This window comes from Jannaschia sp. L-14R, from assembly GCF_056857695.1.
The window spans coordinates 280554-302180 of sequence record NZ_JBSXNP010000011.1 but is presented as its reverse complement, the minus strand read 5'-3'; the positions used below and the strand labels follow the sequence as shown (position 1 = coordinate 302180).

General features: G+C 59.4%; 21 protein-coding genes. 9 read left to right on the top strand and 12 right to left on the bottom strand.

What is annotated here, in order from left to right; all coding sequences use genetic code 11:
* Positions 1–46: 46 nt before the first annotated feature.
* Entirely contained in the window at positions 47–1027 is a 981-nt protein-coding gene (locus AC13C2_RS14200) for a TRAP transporter substrate-binding protein (protein WP_482887210.1), read from the bottom strand.
* Positions 1028–1096: 69 nt separating this feature from the next.
* Positions 1097–2254 (bottom strand): pyridoxal-phosphate-dependent aminotransferase family protein, encoded by a 1158-nt coding sequence (locus tag AC13C2_RS14195; RefSeq protein ID WP_482887209.1) that lies wholly within the window; start codon positions 2252–2254, stop codon positions 1097–1099.
* A 191-nt stretch (positions 2255–2445) separates the two neighbouring features.
* Between AC13C2_RS14195 and AC13C2_RS14190 the strand changes: the two genes are divergently transcribed.
* The 7 genes from AC13C2_RS14190 to AC13C2_RS14160 all read left to right on the top strand — a co-directional run bounded on the left by AC13C2_RS14190 (position 2446) and on the right by AC13C2_RS14160 (position 11015).
* Positions 2446–5295, top strand: coding sequence for an FAD-binding and (Fe-S)-binding domain-containing protein (locus tag AC13C2_RS14190; protein WP_482887208.1), 2850 nt, complete (start codon positions 2446–2448; stop codon positions 5293–5295).
* A gap of 9 nt (positions 5296–5304) precedes the next feature.
* Complete coding sequence (locus tag AC13C2_RS14185; protein WP_092760073.1) at positions 5305–5973, top strand: GntR family transcriptional regulator; 669 nt, start codon at positions 5305–5307, stop codon at positions 5971–5973.
* Between the two features lie 309 nt (positions 5974–6282).
* Complete coding sequence (locus AC13C2_RS14180) at positions 6283–7413, top strand: TRAP transporter substrate-binding protein (protein WP_092760075.1); 1131 nt, start codon at positions 6283–6285, stop codon at positions 7411–7413.
* Positions 7414–7492: 79 nt separating this feature from the next.
* On the top strand, positions 7493–8077 hold the full coding sequence (locus AC13C2_RS14175) for a TRAP transporter small permease subunit (protein WP_092760077.1): 585 nt from the start codon (positions 7493–7495) through the stop codon (positions 8075–8077).
* Positions 8074–9492: a TRAP transporter large permease gene (locus AC13C2_RS14170; RefSeq protein WP_092760079.1), complete on the top strand. Its 1419-nt coding sequence runs from the start codon at positions 8074–8076 to the stop codon at positions 9490–9492. Before AC13C2_RS14175 ends, AC13C2_RS14170 begins: the two co-directional genes overlap by 4 nt.
* Position 9493: 1 nt before the next feature.
* Positions 9494–10831, top strand: a complete 1338-nt coding sequence (locus AC13C2_RS14165; RefSeq protein WP_482887206.1) for an amidase — start codon at positions 9494–9496, stop codon at positions 10829–10831.
* Between the two features lie 19 nt (positions 10832–10850).
* Positions 10851–11015 (top strand): hypothetical protein, encoded by a 165-nt coding sequence (locus AC13C2_RS14160; protein WP_339640387.1) that lies wholly within the window; start codon positions 10851–10853, stop codon positions 11013–11015.
* 241 nt (positions 11016–11256) lie between these two features.
* Here the strand turns inward: AC13C2_RS14160 and AC13C2_RS14155 are convergent, their stop codons facing one another.
* Positions 11257–11574: a cupin domain-containing protein gene (locus AC13C2_RS14155; protein WP_092760083.1), complete on the bottom strand. Its 318-nt coding sequence runs from the start codon at positions 11572–11574 to the stop codon at positions 11257–11259.
* Between the two features lie 140 nt (positions 11575–11714).
* Here AC13C2_RS14155 and AC13C2_RS14150 point away from each other — a divergent pair, with 140 nt between their 5' ends.
* Entirely contained in the window at positions 11715–12398 is a 684-nt protein-coding gene (locus AC13C2_RS14150; protein WP_482887205.1) for a GntR family transcriptional regulator, read from the top strand.
* Between the two features lie 37 nt (positions 12399–12435).
* Here the strand turns inward: AC13C2_RS14150 and AC13C2_RS14145 are convergent, their stop codons facing one another.
* The 6 genes from AC13C2_RS14145 to AC13C2_RS14120 all read right to left on the bottom strand — a co-directional run bounded on the left by AC13C2_RS14145 (position 12436) and on the right by AC13C2_RS14120 (position 17791).
* On the bottom strand, positions 12436–13716 hold the full coding sequence (locus tag AC13C2_RS14145; protein WP_482887204.1) for a TRAP transporter large permease: 1281 nt from the start codon (positions 13714–13716) through the stop codon (positions 12436–12438).
* 1 nt (position 13717) lies between these two features.
* Positions 13718–14236, bottom strand: coding sequence for a TRAP transporter small permease (locus AC13C2_RS14140; protein WP_482887203.1), 519 nt, complete (start codon positions 14234–14236; stop codon positions 13718–13720).
* Positions 14237–14334: 98 nt separating this feature from the next.
* On the bottom strand, positions 14335–15327 hold the full coding sequence (locus AC13C2_RS14135; RefSeq protein ID WP_482887202.1) for a TRAP transporter substrate-binding protein: 993 nt from the start codon (positions 15325–15327) through the stop codon (positions 14335–14337).
* A 131-nt stretch (positions 15328–15458) separates the two neighbouring features.
* A complete protein-coding gene (gene kduD / locus AC13C2_RS14130; protein ID WP_092760093.1) occupies positions 15459–16208 on the bottom strand; it encodes a 2-dehydro-3-deoxy-D-gluconate 5-dehydrogenase KduD in 750 nt (249 codons plus the stop codon).
* Entirely contained in the window at positions 16205–17035 is an 831-nt protein-coding gene (gene kduI, locus AC13C2_RS14125; protein ID WP_482887201.1) for a 5-dehydro-4-deoxy-D-glucuronate isomerase, read from the bottom strand. The genes kduD and kduI overlap by 4 nt, the downstream gene beginning before the upstream one ends.
* 21 nt (positions 17036–17056) lie before the next feature.
* The gene (locus AC13C2_RS14120) at positions 17057–17791 is read right to left on the bottom strand and encodes a FadR/GntR family transcriptional regulator (RefSeq protein WP_482887200.1); all 735 of its coding nucleotides are present in this window, start codon (positions 17789–17791) and stop codon (positions 17057–17059) included.
* Positions 17792–17933: 142 nt separating this feature from the next.
* On the opposite strand from AC13C2_RS14120, the gene AC13C2_RS14115 reads away from it, so the two are divergent.
* Complete coding sequence (locus tag AC13C2_RS14115) at positions 17934–18425, top strand: peroxiredoxin family protein (RefSeq protein WP_482887199.1); 492 nt, start codon at positions 17934–17936, stop codon at positions 18423–18425.
* Positions 18426–18545: 120 nt separating this feature from the next.
* Here the strand turns inward: AC13C2_RS14115 and xylA are convergent, their stop codons facing one another.
* The 3 genes from xylA to larB form a co-directional block, all read right to left on the bottom strand.
* Complete coding sequence (gene xylA / locus AC13C2_RS14110; protein WP_482887198.1) at positions 18546–19856, bottom strand: xylose isomerase; 1311 nt, start codon at positions 19854–19856, stop codon at positions 18546–18548.
* A complete protein-coding gene (locus AC13C2_RS14105) occupies positions 19857–20873 on the bottom strand; it encodes a LacI family DNA-binding transcriptional regulator (RefSeq protein WP_482887197.1) in 1017 nt (338 codons plus the stop codon).
* 99 nt (positions 20874–20972) lie between these two features.
* Positions 20973–21626 (bottom strand): nickel pincer cofactor biosynthesis protein LarB, encoded by a 654-nt coding sequence (gene larB / locus AC13C2_RS14100; protein ID WP_482887196.1) that lies wholly within the window; start codon positions 21624–21626, stop codon positions 20973–20975.
* Between the last annotated feature and the right edge of the window lies 1 nt (position 21627).

The following is a 21627-nucleotide window of genomic DNA, read 5'->3' as shown; positions in this document are numbered from 1 at the left end:
TGGCCGTAAGTCGTGCGGCAGATGTATACTGCCGTACGCAGGTGGATCAGCCCGGAGTGCCGAGGCCGAGAACCTTGTCGATCATGGCCTGACCGCCTTCGACTTCATCCGCGAACTGTTGATAGATCGGCGCAGAGGCCTCGATGAACGCTGCCTTGTCGGCGGTGTTCACCTCAACACCCGCATCTTCGATCACCTTCAACAGGCTGGTTTCCAGCTCAGCCGCTTTTTCATAGGTGAAATCCTGCGTCTTGTTCGCACAATCGGTCAGGCCTGCCTGAATATCCGCATCCAGGCTGTCGAATTTCTTTTTGGACATTAGAATATATGCGGGCGTGTAAACGTGCTCTGTTATCGACAGGTATTTCTGCACTTCCTGGAATTTGGCCGATGCAATCTGCGCATAGGGGTTTTCCTGACCGTCGATGACGCCGGTTTGCAATGCGGTGAACACGTCAGAGAATGCCATCGGCGTCGGGTTGGCACCATATTCCTGGAACATCTTGAGACGCCAGACACCGTTCGGTGTGCGCAGTTTGATCCCTTCAAGGTCAGCAGGCACATTGATGGGACGCGTGTTGTTGGTGATGTTGCGGAACCCGTTTTCGGCCAGACCCACGATCTGATATCCATTGTCGTTGGCCGCACTTTGGAACACATCCATCAATTCGGCCTGCACGCGACGCATGTGATCGCGATCAGAGATGATGTAGGGCATTTCAAAGATACCAAATGTGTCGTCCACAGAGGACATCACAGAAGAAGGCAGAGCGAAATCGACCTGGCCCAGTTTGAGCTTTTGCAGCAGTTCCTTGTCTTTGCCCAACTGCGATGACCCGAAAGTCTGGACTTCGACCTTGTCGCCCATGGAATCATTCACACATGCGGCAAAGTTGTCGACCGTGGCCTCGAACAATGAGCCGGGATTGCCGACATGGCCGAATTTCATTGTTACGTTCTGAGCAAAGGCGCCCGTGGCCATGCCAATCGCTGTGGTTGCAGCGAGGATTCTAAAGATTACTTTCATGATATTCTCCTCCCAGAGAGCTTCAGTTCATGTTTTTTGGTCTTGGCCCAATTTTTTCGGGCGATTGAATTAGCTGAGGTGGGCCATGGCTTCCTGCACACCGCCTGTCGCATGCGGGACATTGGCTTGTTTCAGCCCCATTTCGACCCCGGCAAGGGTCGCAATCAGCATCAGATCGTTAAAGTCCCCAAGATGTCCGATGCGGAATACTTTGTCGGCGACCTTGGACAGACCATTGCCCAGGGAAATGTCGTAGTGCTCAAGCGTGGTGGCACGGAAGGCATCCGCGCTATGGCCTTCCGGCAATTTAACGGCTGTAAGAACGCCGCTTTCCTGACCTTGCGTGGCACAGAGTACCTCAAGCCCCCATCTGCGCACAGCCGCACGTGTCGCAGCGCCGTGGCGTGCATGGCGGGCAAAGACATTGTCCAATCCCTCTTCGTGCAGCATGTCGATGGCTTCATTCAGGCCGTAAAGCAAGTTTGTTCCCGGCGTGTAGGGGAAATACCCTGCCTTGTTCGGCCCAACCATATCCTCCCAGTCCCAGTAGGAACGCTGCAGTTTGGCGGTATTGTTGGCTGCCATCGCCCTGGCACTCGCCGCATTGAACGATAGACCCGGCGGCAACATCAGCCCTTTCTGCGAACCCGATACCGTAACATCCACACCCCATTCGTCATGGCGGTAGTCGATCGAGGCCAGGCCGGAAATAGTATCAACCATGAACAACGCCGGATGCCCCGCACGGTCAATTGCCTTGCGCACCTCGGCAATCGGAGAGACTGATCCGGTTGAGGTCTCGTTATGCACAACACAGACCGCCTTGATCTCATGGGTCTTGTCTTCGGCGAGATAGGCTTCGATCTGTTCAGGATCAGCCCCGCCGCGCCAGTCGCCTTCGATGAACTCGGCTTTTAACCCCAATTTCTCGGCCAGTTTCTTCCATAAGGTCGCAAAGTGGCCGGTTTCGAACATCAGGACCCGTTCACCGGGCGACAAGGTATTAACCAGTGCAGCCTCCCAGGCCCCAGTGCCTGACGCGGGGTAGATGAATACATGCTCTTCGGTCTTGAAAATCGATTTCATGCCGTCGAGTGCGCGCAAACCTACCTTGGCAAAATCGGGACCGCGATGGTCGATGGTCTGTTGGCCGATGGCACTTAGGATCCGATCCGGCACGGCGCTTGGCCCAGGGATCTGCAGAAAATGGCGGCCGGCTTTTCTCATGATGGGAGGTCTCACAATCGGGTGTTTATGTGGGTTCGGCGCAGCACCTTCGCCCGGAAGATTTGAATTTTGTTGTATCAGCGTAATTTTGAATTCATAATTATGTCAAACAAAAAGAAACTTCCAACCACAGTGGACACATCATGCCGCAGCTCGCCGACGCCCTGAGAAACCGTGTGGAGGGTGATGTGATGTTCGACAGATTTTCGCGCGGGCGGTATGCGACGGATGCGTCGTTCTATCAGATGATGCCACATGGGGTCATGTCTCCGAAATCCGAAGATGACATATGTGCAGCCATCGACATTGCGCGTGAACAAGGCGTTCCCGTCCTTGCCCGTGGCGGCGGAACCTCACAATGTGGGCAGACTGTAAGCAACGCTTTGGTTCTGGATAACACACAGTATTTCAACGATATTATTGAAATGGACGTGGAGGGCATGCGCTGTGTCGTGCGCCCCGGCATCGTACTTGACGAATTGAACCGCGCGCTGAAGCCCCATGGCCTGTGGTTCCCGGTCGATGTCTCGACTGCGTCCCGTGCGACCATTGGCGGGATGTCCGGCAACAATTCCTGCGGAGGCAAGTCGTTGCGCTATGGCATGATGCGCGACAATGTCTTGTCGATAGAAGGGCTTTTGGCGGATGGCAGCAAGCACCGCTTTGGTCCTGTCGGTAATAACGGCGCAGCTAATTTCGTCGCGTTGCGCGACGATCTGTTGAGGCTGGGCGCACGCGAAGCCGCTGAGATTGACGCCCGATTCCCCAATGTGATGCGCCGGGTGGGCGGCTATAACATCGACGCGCTGGTGCCTAAGGACACGCCCAACAATCTTGCCCATCTTCTGGTCGGCTCGGAAGGAACACTCGCTTATTCAATGGCGGTTGAACTGAAACTCTGGCCGATCCTGTCGGAAAAGGTGCTGGGTGTCTGTCATTTCCCCACCTTCCATCAGGCTATGGACGCCGCACAGCATCTGGTCAAACTGAACCCGCAGGGGGTCGAACTTGTCGACGCCACAATGATCGCACTGGCCCGCGACATTCCCATGTTCCGCGATACCATCGAAGAGTTCGTGACCGGCAAACCAGATGCCTTGCTGCTGGTGGAGTTTGCGGAGGAAGACACCAGCAAGCATCCCAAAAAGCTGAAAGAGCTTGAAGAGGTCATGGGCGATCTTGGTTTTTCCTGGGACAAGAGCGGCAAGAACCGGGGCGGAGTCACCGCAGTTGCAGACCCCAGGATGCAAGCCCGCATAGCAGACCTGCGAAGCTCTGGTCTGAACATCATGATGTCGATGAAAACGGACGGTAAACCGGTATCCTTTGTCGAGGATTGCGCGGTGGAGTTGCCGGACCTTGCTGATTATACGGCGGGCCTGACCGAGATTTTCGAAAAACACGGCACGCGGGGCACCTGGTACGCCCATGCCTCGGTTGGGTGTCTGCATGTACGCCCCGTTTTGAACCTGAAACTGGATCAGGACGTCAAAAAGATGCGCGCGATCGCGGAGGAATGTTTCGATCTGGTTGCGCGCTACAAGGGCTCGCATTCGGGTGAGCATGGTGATGGGCTGGTCCGGTCGGAGTTTCACGAGAAGATGTTCGGCCCCCGGATGGTTGCAAATTTCGCCGAAGTTAAGCGGCGGTTTGACCCCAATGGCCTCTTCAACCCCGGCAAGATTGTAGATGCACCCAAGATGGATGACCGATCCCTCTTTCGCTATGGGCCAGACTACAAGGTGCCAGAATTTCAGACCGAGTTTGACTGGTCCGAATGGACCGGCAGCGGCGGCGGATTTCAGGGCGCTGTTGAGATGTGCAACAACAACGGGGCGTGCCGAAAGCTGAAGGGCGGCGTGATGTGCCCCTCCTTCCGGGTGACGCGCAAGGAACAGGATCTGACGAGGGGCCGCGCAAACACGTTGCGCCTGGCGATCTCGGGGCAGCTTGGACCAGAGGCGCTCACAGCGGATCAGATGGCCGAGACTATGAAGCTCTGTGTGTCCTGCAAGGGCTGCAAGCGGGAATGTCCCACAGGGGTTGATATGGCCCGGATGAAGATCGAAGTGCAATCCGCACGCATCAGGAAGGACGGGCTCAGCCGACATGACCGTCTGGTCGCTTATCTGCCGCGCTATGCTTTCTGGGCTGCGCGGGTACGGTTCCTGATGAACCTGCGCAACAGCTTGCCGGGTCTTGCCAAGCTGACGGAAAGATTGACCGGCTTCACGGCGACCCGCGATCTACCCAAGTGGCATGCGCGGCCCTTTAAGGATACCGAGGTTGCGGCGACACGGACGCCCGAAGCGGTTCTGTTTGCGGACACGTTCAGCCGCCATTTTGAGCCGGAGAATCTACGCGCTGCAGCAAATGTGTTGGCTGCCGCTGATGTTGCCGTGCAAGTGGCATCGGCCCCCAAGGGCGAACGACCCCTGTGCTGCGGCCGCACATTTCTGTCCGCCGGTCTGGTGGATGAGGCAAAGCAAGAGGCTCAACGCCTTGTCGATGCACTGTTGCCTTTTGCCGAACAAGGCATCCCTGTCATCGGTCTGGAGCCCAGCTGCCTGCTGACCCTGCGCGATGAAATTCCGGACCTCTTGCCCGGCGAGGATACGAAACTCTTGGCCAAACATGCCCGGATGCTGGAAGAATTCATTGCTGACCAGGGCGACAATCCTGATTTTGCGCTCCCCCTGACCTCACCGGCGCCCAAAGTGCTGCTGCATGGCCATTGCCACCAAAAGGCGATGGGCGTGATGTCCTCAATCGAAAAGACCCTTGCGCGCCTGCCCGACACTGAAGTCGAGGTGGTGGAGACGAGTTGTTGCGGCATGGCGGGTGCCTTTGGCTATGGCGTGGAAACGCACGACGTATCACGCAAGATGGCTGAGATTGATCTTGTCCCGGCGGTGCGTGATGCGGCACAGGACACAATCATTGTTGCGGATGGCACGTCTTGCCGTCATCAAATTGCCGACCTGACCGATCGGAAACCTATCCATATTGCGCGTCTGCTTGAACGTGCTTTGAAGCAATAAGGCAACGCGATGACCCTTCACACTTCACAAACGATCATTCGGAAATCTCTGCATCACGAGCTGGTGGACAGGTTGCAGACCTTGATCATCAATTCAGAACTGAAACCCGGTGGCAGAGTGCCGGAAAAGGAACTGTGTGATCAGTTTGGTGTGTCACGTACGCCGCTGCGCGAAGCATTGAAAGTGCTTGCATCGGATGGATTGGTTCGGCTGGAACCGAACCGCGGGGCGTGGGTCACGCAGGTCACCGAGGAGGAAGTGGAAGAGGTTTTTCCCGTGCTTGGCGCGCTTGAAGCCTTGTCTGGTGAATTGGCGTGCAAACACATTACGGACGCCGAAATTGAAGAGGTTCGCGCATTGCACGCGGATATGATCGAAAGCTATGAACGCCGGGACCTGGATGCCTATTTCAGCATCAACCAAAAGATCCACCGGGCCATCCTGACCGCGGCGCGCAACGGGACATTGGCCACCTCCTGTCAGGCGCTGTCCTTGCGCATGCAACGCGCACGTTACCTGGCAAATATGACGGATGGCCGTTGGTTCGATGCCGTACAGGAACACGAGAAAATTCTGCAGTACCTTGTCGCACGGGATGGTAAGCAACTTGCTATCACTCTGCTCAAGCATATGGAAGCAAAGCGCGCTTCTGTAATTAAGTGGCTACAATCGCAATAGCGATGGGACAGTTCGGAAGGGCGTTGCCAGCGACACAGCAGCAGGCCAAATCCCGTGCTTCCGACACAGATCGGACGCGCTCATGCCTGCCTGCCATCCATCCCAAACCGTCTAACGGCGTCAGTGATTTGATCCAGAAAGGTACTCCGCTTGAGCCGCCTTGAACTGTGTTTGCGTTCTTCCGCAGGCCTGCTAGGATTTTGTGCAGTGTCGTGCCTCTTCACAAGGCTCGGCAGGTCGGCAGAGCGGGAGGCTCAAGTGTCGGCGCATGAAACGCTCTGAACTGAGCGCACTGGGAGGCCAAGATTAATGACTGTCAAACAAACTATCGACCGTAGATCCTTTCTGCGCAAATCGGCCCTTGCAGGAGGTGCGCTTGCGGGTGGAGCCCTTGCGGCGCCGGCCGTACTGGCGCAGGCGCCCATCGTCATCAAGATGCAGACGTCGTGGGGAGCGGCCAATATCTGGGACGAATTCGCCAAGGATTACGCCACTCGCGTAGGCGAGATGTCCGGGGGCCGCCTTCAGGTCGACGTGCTGCCGGCGGGCGCCGTCGTCGCGGCGTTTCAGGTGCTTGATGCCGTCAATGACGGTGTGCTCGATGCGGCCCACTCGGTGCCAGTCTACTGGTATGGTAAGAACAAGGCCGCCTCGCTCTTCGGAACCGGCCCGGTCTTTGGCGGTTCCGCCACAACCATGCTCAGCTGGTTCTATGCCGGCGGAGGGCAGGCGCTGTATGACGAGTTGACTCAGAATATCATGGGCCTGGATATTCAGGGCTATTTGGGTTTCCCGATGTTCGCGCAGCCTTTCGGCTGGTTTAAGGAAGAGGTTAACACTGTCGCCGACCTTCAGGGCTTCAAATACCGGACGGTGGGACTTGCGGCCGACCTTATGGCCAAGCTCGGCATGTCCGTCGCACAGCTTCCGGGCGGCGAGATCGTGCCGGCGATGGAGCGCGGTGTGATCGATGCGTTCGAATTCAATAACCCCTCGTCGGATCGCGACTTTGGCGCACAGGACGTGGCCAAGAACTACTACCTGTCGTCCTACCACCAGGCATCAGAAAGCTTCGAGTTCCTGTTCTCCAAGTCGTTCCTCGAGGACCTCGATCCTGATCTTCAGGCGATCCTGAAATACGGTGTCGAAGCCGTATCGACGGCAAACACCGCCAAGGCGATGGACCGTTACTCGGCTGACCTGCAAACGCTGGCCAACGAAGACGGCGTGACGGTGCGCCGCACCTCGTCCGAGATCCTGCAAGCACAGCTGGGCGCCTGGGACGAGCTTATCCCGGAACTGGAAGCGGACGATTTCATGAAAAAAACCCTCGACAGCCAGCGTGAATGGGTGGAGCGGGTCAGCTATTACGAACTGATGAACTCGCCGGACTACGCACTCGCGTTCGAGCATTATTTCCCCGGCAAGCTGTCTCTCTGACGACCGGCCGTATTGCGGCCTGAATGGCGCCCCCCGGCACGATACGTGCCGGGGGGCTCTTATAGGGAGGTGGGAAACGATGCTTGGATTTATCCATTTCGCCGACAACCTGTCGGCTTGGTTCGGCAAGGCTTTTGCCTGGCTGATCGTACTCATGGCGATTGGCACAGGTTACGAAGTATTTGTCCGATACGTGCTCAACAGCCCGACCGCATGGGCGCTCGACGTATCCTTCATCATGTACGGCACGCTCTTCATGATGGGCGGTGCCTATACCCTGTCGCGCGGAGGGCATGTGCGCGGGGACTTCCTCTACCGGCTCTGGCAACCGCGCACGCAGGCCAAGGTCGACTTCGTACTCTACCTCATCTTCTACTTTCCCGGCGTTACCGCCCTGATCCTGTCGGGGTGGAAATACGCCTCGCGCTCCTGGGGGTACGGCGAGGTGTCGGTAAATTCGCCCGCGGGCGTGCCGATCTATCAATTCAAGATGGTCATCGTCGCCGCGGGCATCCTGCTGTTCATTCAGGGCATCGCCCAGGTCTGTCGCTGCATCATCGCGATGCGCACCAACAGGTGGGTGCCCGCGCGCGAGGATGTCTTTGAAACCGAAGACCTGATGATGCAACAGGCCAACAAGGCCGAAAAGGACGCCCATCCATGACGGACCCTCAAGTCGCCCTGATGATGCTGGGGCTTTTTATCATCTTCGTCTTCCTCGGCTTTCCCATTGCCTTCACCCTGATGGCCATGGGTATCGGCTTCGGCTACTATGCTTATTTCGACCCGAACCGACAATGGCGCGGCTTTAATCGGCTGGACGAGACCGTCGGCAATTGGGAGAGTTGGTCTCTCTGGTTCGAGGGGTTCTACAACAACCGCATCTTCGATCTCTTCATCAACCAGACCTTCACAGTGATGTCGAACGAAGTGCTGACGGCCGTGCCGCTGTTTCTGTTCATGGGATACATCGTGGAGCGGTCGAATATCGTCGACCGGCTGTTTGTCACGCTCAATATTGCGTCGAAGAACATTCCCGGCTCGATGGGTGTCGCCGCGCTCATTACCTGCGCACTCTTTGCAACCGCGACCGGAATCGTCGGCGCGGTCGTGACACTTATGGGTCTGCTGGCCCTGCCCGCGATGCTCAAGGCACGCTACAACCCGTCCTTCGCCTCCGGCATCATCTGTGCGGGCGGTACGCTGGGTATCCTGATCCCGCCGTCGATCATGCTGATCGTCTATGCGGCGGCCACGAACGTCTCCATCGTGCGGTTGTACGCGGCGGCGCTCTTTCCAGGGCTGACGCTGGTGGGGCTGTATCTCGTCTACATCATCGGGCGCTCGATCCTGCAGCCGTCCTCGGCCCCACGGCCCGGCCCGGACGAGGTGCCGGATGTATCGAAGTCCAAGCTGTTCATGATGATCCTGACATCTTTCCTGCCGCTGGCTTTCCTGATCCTCGCGGTCCTGGGGTCGATTCTTTTTGGGCTGGCAACCCCGACCGAGGCCGCCTCGATCGGCGCATTGGGCGGCATACTTCTGGCCTTCGTCTACCGCGCGATGACCTGGCAGCGGATGCGCGAAAGCGTCTACCTGACCGTGCGCACCACAGCGATGGTCAGCTGGCTCTTCGTCGGCTCCTATACTTTCTCTGCGGTCTTCTCCTACCTCGGCGGTGAACAAGTGATCTCGGAGTTCGTGCAATCGCTTGATCTGTCGCCAATCATGTTCCTGATCCTTGCACAGCTCATCATCTTCCTGCTGGGCTGGCCGCTGGAATGGTCCGAGATCATCATCATCTTCGTGCCAATCTTCCTGCCACTGCTGGCGATCTTCGAGATCGACCCGCTGTTCTTCGGCATCCTGGTGGCGCTGAACCTGCAGACCAGTTTCCTGACCCCGCCGATGGCGATGTCGGCCTATTATCTCAAGGGGATCGCGCCGCCGGAAATTCGCCTGACGCAGATCTTTTCGGGTGTCATGCCGTTCCTGTTCTGCGTGATCGTGTCAATGGTGCTGATGTACACCTTCCCGCAAATCGTCTTCTATCTGCCGGAATTGTTCTATGGGCGCTGACATGAAACGGGCAGAGGCCATTCTGGCGCTTCCGGTTCTTGAGTTGCGGGACAGACTGGCTTCGGGCGCCTTGTCGGCGGTCGAACTGGTGCAGGCCTGCATCGCCCGCATCGCGGCGCGCGAACCGGAGGTGCAGGCTTGGGCCTGGTTCGAAAGTGATTACGCGCTGGAGCAGGCGCGCGCGCTGGACGCGCTGCGCGTCACCGGGCGTCCCATCGGTCCGCTGCACGGCTTGCCGGTTGGCCTCAAGGATATCATCGACACGGCGAAGATACCCACTGAATATGGCTGCGAGCTAGACCGGGGCCGGGTGCCGAAAAAGGACGCTTATGTCGTCGAGCGCCTGAAAGCGGCGGGTGCCATCATCATGGGCAAGACGGTCAGCACCGAGCTGGCCTACATGCGCCCATCGAAGACGCGCAACCCGCATGACCCCGCGCACACTGCGGGCGGGTCCTCCGCCGGATCCGCCGCCGCCGTGGCCGCCGGAATGATCCCGCTCGCAGTGGGCACGCAGACGGGCGGCTCGGTGATCCGGCCCGCCGCCTTCTGTGGCGTGACGGGGTTCAAGCCGACATTCGGCGCGATTCCCCGGCGCGGCGTTCTGATGCAGTCGCCTAGCCTCGATACCATCGGCGTCTTCGCCGCCGACCCGACCGGTACGGCACTTCTGGCCGAGGTGCTTTTCGGCCATGACGCCTCTGATCCGGCAACCACCCCCGCGCCCTTTCCGCGCCTGTCGCAGACCGCGCTGTCGAAACCGCCAGTGAAGCCCGATTTCGTTTTCCTCCGTCTGCCGGGCTGGGAGGAGGCAGAGCCCGACACCAGGGATGCGCTGCACGAACTGGTCGCGGCGTTGGGAGACAAGGTGGTGGAGCTCGACCTGCCCGCCCCCTTCGAGGCCGCCGCACATGAGCGCAAGCGCATCAATTTCGCAGAGATGGCGCGGTATTACTTCCGATACGGGCGCGATGCCGCCGATACGCTGGGCCCCGAAGTGCGCGAGGCGATGGCAGAGGGCGAGGCCGTTCTCGCCCGCGATTACCTTGCCGCACTGGACTGGAAACCCGTCCTGAACGCTGCATTGGAGGAAATCTTCGAGCGTTGCGATGCGATCCTCTGTCCTGCGGCACCCGGACCCGCGCCTCGCGACGTCCAGACCACCGGCGATCCGGTCTTCAACGGCCTCTGGACGTTCTGCGGCCTGCCGGCCATCACGCTGCCCTTGCTGACGGCTTCCAACGGGATGCCCATGGGCGTGCAGCTGGTGGGCGCAGATGGCAACGACGCGCGACTGCTGCGCACGGCGCGCTGGCTTTATGAATGGGCCGACCAATGATGTCTCGAAAGGACACCGCATGAACCGCTTCCTCGCCCTCTTTGCCTTCGTCGTCTTCGCGATCTTCGTCGGCATCCTCGCCTTCGAGGTGCCGAGCCCGGACCTGGTGATCGTGATCCTGATCACCATGGCGCTTTTGGCATATGATTTCATCACCTCCAGCCAGAACGACCCCAAGGACTGATAGCCCGGCCAGTCATCGGGATCTCGCGGCAATTGCAGGGCGCCTTGGCCTACGTCTGAAGATTGTCGTTAATCATTCCGTCGGCACCGGGGGCGGCATAAAAACGCGACATATCGAAATCCGGTTGCCGGAAATTCTGGACAGGTCATCCAGTTGCCCGCAACGCAGCTTGGAGGATGGCCATGCGACACCGCATCGGCTTGGTGATGATCGCATGATGCTGCGCAGATAGGATGTGGCGTTACAGGAAATCATCGCGACGGGGAGTAAAGCTGTCGATCAGGCTGCCGGATTCCAGCGCGGTGCAGCCGTGCATCACCATCTTCGGGATGACCATGCTGTCGCCCGGTCCGATTTCAAACGTCTCGTCATCCATGGTGAACGCGAAGCGGCCCGATGCGACATAAGTGCCCTGAATGTGCGGATGATTATGCATTGCACCGACAGCCCCCTTGTCGAACGCGAACTCCACGATCATCAGATCGGGCGCATCAGACAGAACCTTGCGACGCGCCCCTTCTCCGATGACGACCCATTGTCCGATTTTCGATTCAGTCATATGTAGACGGTCCGTTATATTTCGTCCTTTGCCTGAACCGTCTTGACCAAACATATGACGGGTCCAGACGCATCATCCGGCTCTGGTTGGCAACTATTGGTATTCTAGTATACCATGATCCAGAACAGAGGGAAGCCGACATGGTCTTCGTACACGAAATCAACGAACGCCGTACAAGCGCCGATGTGGTCTTCGAAAGTCTGTTCGAGGAAATCGTCGCGCTGGACCTGTTGCCAGGTGCCAAGATGTCCGAGGTCGAAGTCGCCAAGCGTTTCGGCGTATCGCGACAGCCGGTGCGCGACGCATTCAGCCGCTTGGGCAACCTTGGCCTGCTTGTGATCCGCCCGCAGAAGGCGACGGTCGTTCGCCATTTTTCCCTGCAAGGCATCCAGAATGCGCGCTTTATTCGCACAGCCGTCGAAGTCGAGGTTTTGCGCCGTGCCTGCCTGAACTGGACCGGCGACTTCGACGACGCGCTGGACGACAACCTGGCCGAACAGCGGATTGCGATAGATGCGAACGATCCGGAAAGCTTCCACAGGATCGATTATGATTTCCACCGTCTGCTGTGCGAATCCGCCGGGGCTGACTTTGCATTCGAGACCATCGCTGCCAACAAGGCGCAGGTCGACCGGCTGTGCATCCTGAGCCTGACCGGCAAGGACGGGATGGAGGCGCTCTACGGCGACCATACCGATATCCTTGCCGCTTTGCGCGCGGGTGACGGTACCAAGCTGGACCGGTCGATCCGGCGGCATCTGGATCGGTTGAGCCCGACGATCGAAGCGATCCACCGATCCCACAGCGAGTACTTTCAGGACTGATCCGGCCCTCCTGTTCGGGGCGCAGGACCGCGCGCCCTTACTCCAGCAAGGCGGGCAACGTCAGCGATACCGCCGGCACGAAAGTTACCAGCAGCAAGGCCGCCAGAATGGCCAGATAGAACGGCCAGATCGTACGAATGGCCTGTTCGATCGGCACCTTGCCCACGGCACAGCCCACGAAGAGGCAGGACCCGACCGGCGGCGTGCAAAGGCCCAGCCCAAGGTTCATCAGAAGCATGATGCCGAATTGCGTCGGATCCATCCCGATGTCGCGCGCGATGGGCAGGAAGATCGGTGTGCAGATCAGGATCAGGGCTGCCATGTCCATGATCATGCCCAGAAGCAGCAGCATCACGTTGATCATGAGCAGGATCATGATCGGATTATCCGAGATCGCCAGAAGGAACGTGCTGAGCAGGCCCGGCACCTGGTAGAAGGCCAGCAGATACCCGAAGGCCCCTGCGCAGCCGATCAGGATCATCACCATGGATGTCGTGCGAACCGAATTGGTGACCGAGAGCTTGAACCCCTCCCAGCTGAGCGAACGATAGACGAAAGCGGTCAGCAGCACCGCATAGATTGCACCGAACGCACCGGATTCGGTCACCGTGAATACGCCGGACAATACGCCGCCGACAATGATCACGGCCGTGACGAACCCCGGCAGAGCCTGCGCCGCAGTCAGCATGACGACGCGAATGCCCGGGAATGGCTCGGATGGGTAGTTCTTCTTGATGGCAATGACATAGGCGGCGATGGCCAGACAGATGCACATCAGGATGCCTGGCACGACGCCCGCAAGAAATAGCTTGGAGATCGAAATGCCGCCCCCCGCCGCGATGGCGAAGATGATCATGTTATGGCTGGGCGGAATGACGACGCCCGCGATGGACGACGTGACCGTGACATTGACAGCATAATCGCCGTCATAGCCCTTTTCCTTCATCACCGGGATCAGGATGGAGCCGAGTGCCGAGATGTCGGCGATGGCCGACCCGGAGATGCCGCCGAACAGCATCGACGAGAAGATGTTGACCGATGCCAACCCGCCCCGGACATGACCCACCACAGACGAAGCGAAGCGGACGAGGCGGATGGCGATACCCCCGTGCAACATGATCTCGCCCGCGAAGATGAAGAACGGGATCGCCATCAGCGAAAAGATCGACATGCCGGAGATGATCCGCTGGAACGGGATCAGAAGGGGGAAACCTTCGTAGAAGAAAACGATGACCGATGCGACACCCATGGCGAAGGCCACGGGCATGCCGATGGCGACGGCGATGGCGAAGACGCCCAGAAGAAGTGCGAGACCCATATCAGAGTGCCCCCTGCCGGCCCGACCCGTTGAAGTAGTATTCATGCGTTCGCGACAGGAACCGCAGTCCCGCGAACAGGAAGATCAGTCCGCCACTGACGGCAGCAGCCAGAGTGCGGACACCTTCGGGAATGTTGAGCATCGCTAGGTTCGTATCCCAGCCGAATTGCACCAGCTTGGCCCCGTAGAAGGCCATCGCCAGACCGAATGCCGACAGACCCAGATCGGACAGAAGGCGCAGGGGACGGCGAATTTTGCTCGGCATCGACTCCCGGATGAAGGTCACGCCCAGATGCGTGTCTTCATAGACACCCGCCGCCGCACCGAGAAACGAGATATAGACCACCAGCAGAAGCGCCAGCTGCTCGACCCAGGTCGGCGTCGCGTTCAGGACATATCGCCCAAAGACAAGCCATCCGAAGATAACGATCAGCGTCACCATCATCAGGCTGCATACGAGAATGAGGAGCGTCCTGACCCAGCCGGACAGGCGGTCAAGACGGGCGAAGAGTTCGGTCATGGCTGTCCCCGGACAAACGCTCTGACGGCGCTGGATGGAATGGGACCCGACCGGATGATCCGGTCGAGCCCCAGGGTCGTGTCACACCACGGGACGCGTCACTCGGCGTCGCGAATCATCTTCACCAGACCTTCAAGGTCCGGGTTGTCCTCAAGGAAACTGGCATAGACACCCGCCATCGCTTCCTGGAACGGGACCTTGTTCTCGACCCTGTTGACGATGGTACCGGCCGCTTCGACCTTGGCCATCGACGCGGCTTCGCGTTCCTGCCACAGACCACGTTGCAGATCGGCACTGGCGCGACCTGCGGCCATGACGATCTCCTTATCTTCGGGGGAGAAACGGTCCCACGTGGCTTTGGACATGCACAGGCACTCCGGGATTATCAGGTGCTCGGACAGGGAGTAGTATTTGGCGACCTCATAGTGATTGGTCGATTCATACGACGGCGGGTTGTTCTCGGCCCCGTCCACGACGCCCGTGCGCAGCGACTGATAGACTTCGCCAAATGCCATCGGAGTGGCGTTGCCGCCCATGCTCTCGACCATGCCGACAAACAGGTCGTTGTTCATCACGCGGACCTTCATGCCGACAACATCTTCCGGCGTGTTGATCGGTTTGATCGAGTTATAAAAGGATCGGGCGCCCGCGTCATACCAGCCAAGTGCGACCAGCCCCTTGGCTTCAAGACCCTTGCCGATTTCATCGCCGACGTCACCGTCCATCAGGCGGTACATCTGATCAGTGGATTTGAAGATAAACGGCAGCGAGACGACGTTCGTTTCCGGCACCACCTGGCCCATCGGCCCAAGGCTGAAGACACCGAAATCGATCGCGCCAAGTCGGGCCTGTTCGATGGCATCGGGCTGATCGCCCAGCACGCCGTTATGGAAAACCTTGCCGGTCACGCGACCGTCGGTTTTTTCCGAAACCTCGGCTACGAAGCTCTCCATCCCGATGGAGACGGGGTAATCCTCGACGTGAATGTTCCAGCCACGCAATTCCTGCGCGCTGACCGTGGTGGCCAGAAGGCTGGCACCCAGCGCAGCACCAATGGCTGTCGTCCGAGCGGTTTTCAAGATCATGTTCATTTTCGTCCTCCCATAAAGTGTCGTTCGACACACTCTTCTCCCGGAACGTGTCGGTAAGTATACTAGCATACCAGTTTCCGGCGTGAAGTCTAATTCGTGCGGAATCGCATATTTGCCATTCCGTGTGCCCCTCATCGGGCAAGCCATCCTCCGTCGACCGGCAATGTGATACCGTGCACGTAGTCCGACGCTTTGGAGGCCAGAAACATCACCGCACCCGAAATATCGGATGGCTGCCCCCAGTGTCCCGCCGGTATCCGGTCGAGAATGGCCTTGTTCCGCGCGGGATCATCGCGCAGCGCCTGGGTGTTGTTGGTCTCGATATATCCGGGGGCGACCGCGTTGACATTGACGCCCCTCGGACCCCATTCGCAGGCCAGCAGCTTGGTCAGACCGGCCACGCCGCTTTTGCTGGCGGTATAGGACGGAATGCGGATGCCGCCTTGAAACGACAGCAACGAAGCGATGTTGATGATCTTGCCCGATCCGCGCGGCACCATCTGGCGCGCAACGGCCTGGCTCAGGAAAAACAGAGATTTCAGGTTCACGTCCATCACCGCATCCCAGTCGTCCTCGGTGAAATCCAGCGCGTCGGCCCGACGGATGATACCGGCGTTGTTCACCAGAATATCGATGTCCCCGGCCCACTCCGTCACCTCCGAAACGATCCGCCCGATCGGTTCAAGCGATCCGATGTCGGCTTGAACCGCCAGCGCACGATCCGGGTCGCCGATCTTCGCCAGCGTATCGTTCATCGACGACCGTCCGACGCAGGCGACCCGCACCCCGGCACGCGCCAGATCGATGGCGAACGCTTGACCAAGGCCGGTATTCGCGCCGGTCACGATGGCCGTTTTGCCGGTAAGGTCGAACAAGGTCATCGCAGGTCGCCCATGTCGACGAAGTCCATATCGGTGAAATCCTGATTGTCCCCCGCCATCGACCAGACGAACCCGTACCGCCCGGTGCCGCAGCCCGAATGGATCGACCAGCCCGGCGACAGGATGGCCTGTTCATTGCCGACGACCAGATGCCGCGTTTCCTGCGGCTCGCCCATCAGGTGGATGACTCGCGTCTTGGGCTGCATGTCGAAATACAGATAGGCTTCGGATCGGCGGTCATGGGTGTGGCAGGGCATGGTATTCCAGACGCTGCCGTCCTCGATCAGGGTGACGCCCATGACCAGTTGGCAAGACGCACAGACCTCGGGATGGATGTACTGGCGCAGTTTGCGGACGTTGGCGTCGGACTGGGTGCCCAAGTCTAACAGAATGGCATCGTCGGCGGTGATCTTCTGCGCCTTGTGCGTGGCGTGGGCGGGGGTCGAGACGAAATAGAACCGCGCCGGGTTGGCCGCATCGGTGCTGCTAAACGCTACATCCGCCGTGCCCATGGGCAGGTAGAGCGCGTCCGTCCACGCCAGATCGTAATCTGTGCCGTCCGCCGTTACCCGCCCTTCGCCGCCGATATTGACGACGCCAATCTCGCGGCGGTCCAGAAAGCCGGGCGAGCCGATCTGCTTTTCCGACTTCAGCAAAAGCGGCTGCACCTGCGGCACCACGCCTCCCACGACGGTGCGGTCCAGATGGCTGTAGGTCATCGAAACTTCGCCCGCGCGGAACAGATCCTCGATCAGGTAATTCGTGCGCAGTTGTGTGGTGTCGAAGCCGCGTGTTTCGCCGGGGCTGCAGGATTGTCGGATATCCATCAGTTCGCTTTGCTGGGTGGGTCAGGTCGCGTCGCCTTGGCGCAGCAGACGTCGGTTCAGGTCGAGGCCGCGGGCAAGGTGCCCCCGCATCAGATCGGCGGCGGACAACGCATCTCGGTCAGTGATCGCGGTCAGGATGTCGCGATGCTCGTGTTCCAGTACGCGCTGATAGGTGGCGCGCTCCTCGCCGGTGAATTGCGTCATCGCGGGACGCGGAATGATGAATGGGCCGAGGTAACGCAGGAATCCGGCAATGTAGGCATTCTTGGTCGCCTCGGCGATGGCCAGATGCAGGCCGAAGTCTTCCTTGTGCCCGGTCTGGCCCGCCATCATTGCATCGGAATGGTTCTGCCAGGCCACATTGATCGCCCGCAAATCGGATTGATCGCGGCGTACGGCGGCAAGGCTCGCGCTCTCGACTTCAAGGCTCAGGCGCAATTCCATCATCTGCACGATGTGATCGGCTTCACTCAATCCGTTACGGCCCAAACGGAAGGGCTGCTGGCTCGGGTCGTCGGACACGAATACGCCGCGGCCCTGCTGTGCGTTGACCAAGCCATCAACGCTGAGGGCGGATACGGCTTCGCGGATGACCGTGCGGCTGACCCCGAATTGTTCGACCATGGCACTTTCGGTCGGCAACTGGGCACCGGGCTCCAGATCGCCTTGCTGGATCAACTCACGAAGCTGCGTCGCGACATTCTCGCTCAGTTTCGGACGCACACCGAGGGCGCGAATGCCATTGCTCCCTCCCATCTTTCACACTCCGCTTCCAACATTATGCCTTGCTTGCTAGCAACTCATTATTCATCATACAACATATAAATTGTGGTGAGTGCGGGCTGCGAAGCCGACCTCGTAAAGGATCCTAATGACCCATTCTAAACCAGCCGTCGGCATGCCACTGCCCCTCATATCCCTCCCGAAGCTGGGTGGTGGCACCATCGATATTGGCGGCGCACGGGGACGTCATATGCTGCTGGTTGTCTACCGCGGAAAGCACTGCGGGCGTTGCAAGAAATACCTGACATCGCTTGATGGCATGGCGGGCGATTGGGAAGCCGCAGGCTTCGATATCGTGACCGTGTCTGCGGACCCGCTGGAAAAGGCGCAGGCCGATCTGGACGAATATGGCTGGCGGTTCCCGATAGGCTACGACCTGTCGGAGGCGCAGATGCGCGATTTGGGCGTCTATATCTCGGACCCGCTGTCCCCGCAGGAAACCGACCGCCGTTTTGCCGAACCCGCCGTATTCTGCGTCCGTCCCGATGGCATCATTCAGATTGCGTGTCTGTCCAACGGCCCTGCGGCGCGGCCCGATCTGGTCGAACTGCTGGATGGCATGAAGTTCAACATCGCCCACGACCGGCCTGCGCGCGGGATGGCCTGACAGGCCAACTGACCGGAAGGCACCGCCTTTCCGGCCAGCAGCATAGGGTCAGAAGGGGTGTCACCGCGGCAGAACCATGGTGAGTTGTCGGGCCGGATGGGGCCCGACCGTCTACCCCCCTCAGAGATAGCGGTTGACGATATTCTCCAGCTTCTCCTGCGCGCCCGACACCGGCTGCGGGTTCACATCGCGCGCCTCGGCGTCCGCCGCAATTCCGTCCAGCGTAGCACCTTTGGCCAGCATCGCCTGTGCGGCCTCGCCCTCCCAACCGGCGTAACGGACACGGCGCGGCCCTTCCAGCGCGTCGTCCTCGATCATGGCGTGGGCCGAGATCAGGCCGCGCGCGCAGATATCCATACCTCCGACGTGCGCGGCGATCAGGTCCTCAGCATCCAGCGATTGCCGCCGCAGCTTGGCATCGAAATTGGTGCCGCCGGTGGTGAACCCGCCCGCGCGCAGCACTTCGTAATAGGCCAGCGCCGCCTCACCGGGCGAGTTCGGAAACTGGTCGGTATCCCACCCTGACTGGTAATCGTTCCGGTTCATGTCGATGGACCCGAAGATGCCCAGCGTGCGCGCCATCGCCAGTTCATGCTCGAAGGAATGACCGGCAAGAATGGCGTGCCCCTGCTCGACATTGACCTTGACCTCATCCTCCAGCCCAAACCGCTTGAGGAAGCCATAAACGGTCGCAACATCGTAATCGTACTGATGCTTGGTCGGTTCCTGCGGCTTCGGTTCGATCAGGATGGCACCCTTGAAACCGATCTTGTGCTTGTACTCGACCACCATCGACAGAAATCGGCCCATCTGCTCCAACTCGCGGTCCAGATCAGTGTTCAGAAGGGACTCGTAGCCTTCGCGTCCGCCCCAGAGAACATAGTTTTCCCCTTGCAATCGGTGCGTCACATCCATGCAGGCTTTCACGGTAGACGCACAATATGCGAACACATCCGGGTCGGGGTTCGTCGCTGCACCCGACATATACCGCCGGTTCGAGAACATGTTGGCCGTGCCCCAGAGCAGCTTTTGTCCTCCGTCTTCCATCTTCTGCTCGAAGTAATCGGCGATCTCGTTCAGACGATCGTGGCTTTCGGCGAGCGTATCGCCCTCGGGCCTGACGTCATGGTCGTGGAAGCAGAAATACGGCACGCCCAGAATGCGGAACATCTCGAACGCGGCGTCGGCCTTCTGACGCGCCTGATCCATTGTATCCGCCGGAAACCATGGGCGGTCAAAGGTCTGCCCGCCGAACGGGTCGCTGCCGTCCCAGACGAAATTATGCCAGTAACAGACTGCAAAGCGCAGATGTTCGGCCATCGTCCTGTCGCCCAGCATCGCGGTGGCGTCATAATGACGAAAGGCCAGTGGGTTCGTGCTGTCCCTGCCTTCGAAAGTGATAGGCTGGAGGTCGGCAAAATATTGAGACACCTAGATGTTCTCCCGGATGAAAATGTTGAGGGGGATCGCACCCCGAGCGGTGGTCACATCGCGATTATCGCTCAGGTCACGCATGATGGATATCGCCGCCCGCACCTCTGCGACGGGGTTCTGGTCGATCACCAGGTCGATCTCGCCGGACAGCAGCGCCGCGCGCGAAATATCGGTTAATTCATGTACGATCGTCACCGGGCGCGGGGAGGTGTCGCGCAGACCTTCCAGCAGTCCGCGATTGCCAGCACCTACGGCATAAATTCCGGCCAATGGCGTGGTCTTCAGCGTATCTGAGATCAGCTTGCGGACGGTCTCCGCGCTATCGAACCCCTGCGCGGCAGGCAGCAACGTCAGATTGGGAAACCGTTCGGCCATAACCATGCGAAACCCCATGACCCGCTCCATGTGATCGCGCGACGCAAAGCTTCCGGTAACCATCAGGATCGTGCCAGACCGGCCCGCGCTGAATCGCCCCATGAAGGCCGCAGCCGTCCGCCCGGCGGCGACATTGTCAGGGCCGACATAGGCGTCCCGCTGCGACCGGGGTAAATCAGAAACCAGGGTCAGGACGTGAACGTCCTGATGGGCCAGACGCGCAATTTCGTCATGTATTTCTGGCGCCTCAGTGGCAAAAACGGCAACCCCGTTCGTTGTGTCGCCAGACAAGCTGCGCAATGCGGCCAGCTGCGACGGGGTATCGAAAGGGGCGGTTTCGATGATCTCCAGCTCGATCTTGTCCGGGCGCAGGCGAATCTGCTCTTTTGCCAGTTCGGCGCGCAGCAAAGCGACAAATCCGGTCGCGATGCCAGGCAGGATGAAAGCAAAGCGATACCGCCTTTTGCGGGACAGGTTGGCCGCCGCGATATCCCGGACATAGCCAGTTTCGGCCACGGCCTTGGTCACCTTGCGAACCGATTTTTCGGCAACGCCGCCCCTGTTGTTCAGGACGCGATCCACAGTCGCAAGGCTGAGCCGTGCTGCATCGGCCACATCATGAATCGTCGGTCGCGGCATATCTCTCTCCTGCGCCTAGATCGTCGCTAGAATGATGAACGTCAATCTTTTTCAGGAATTCAGAATTTCTGGCGTTCAGGTAATTGAAAAAGTTAATATTTATAGCGCCTGAGCGATGTTCAAAATCTTGGCCGCTGCGGCGGCTGCACCGAATCCGTTGTCGATATTCACACAGACCACGCCCGGCGCACAGCCGCCCAACGCCGATCCCAAGGCCACCGACCCGTCCTTCGCCACGCCATATCCCACCGATGTCGGAACAGCGATGATCGGCGCGGTGACAAGCCCGGCCAGCACCGAGAACAACGCGCCTTCCATTCCGGCGACGGCGATGATCAGGCGGTGCGCGGTCAGCGCCGGCAAATGCGCTTCCAGCCGCCAGAGACCTGCGACACCGACGTCAGCGATCAATTCGGTTCGCAATCCCATGAAATTTGCCGCGACTTCGGCCTCGCGCGCGACGGACAGGTCGGAGGTGCCCGCCGTGACGATGGCGACTACGGGCGCGTCATGATCCGGTTCCGGGGCGTCCAGGGTGGCAGTGCGCGCCAGATCGTCAACCGACAATGGCAGGTCACGCAGCCCGTCGATCTGCGCCGGGGTCAAACGCGTAATCAACAGTGGCGCATTTCGGTCGATGTGCTCACGGATCACATCATGCAGATGCGACAGCGCCTTGCCTTCAGCGAATACCGCCTCGGGGATGCCCGTCCGCGCCTTGCGGGACCAGTCGAAGATCGTGTGCCGCTCCAAC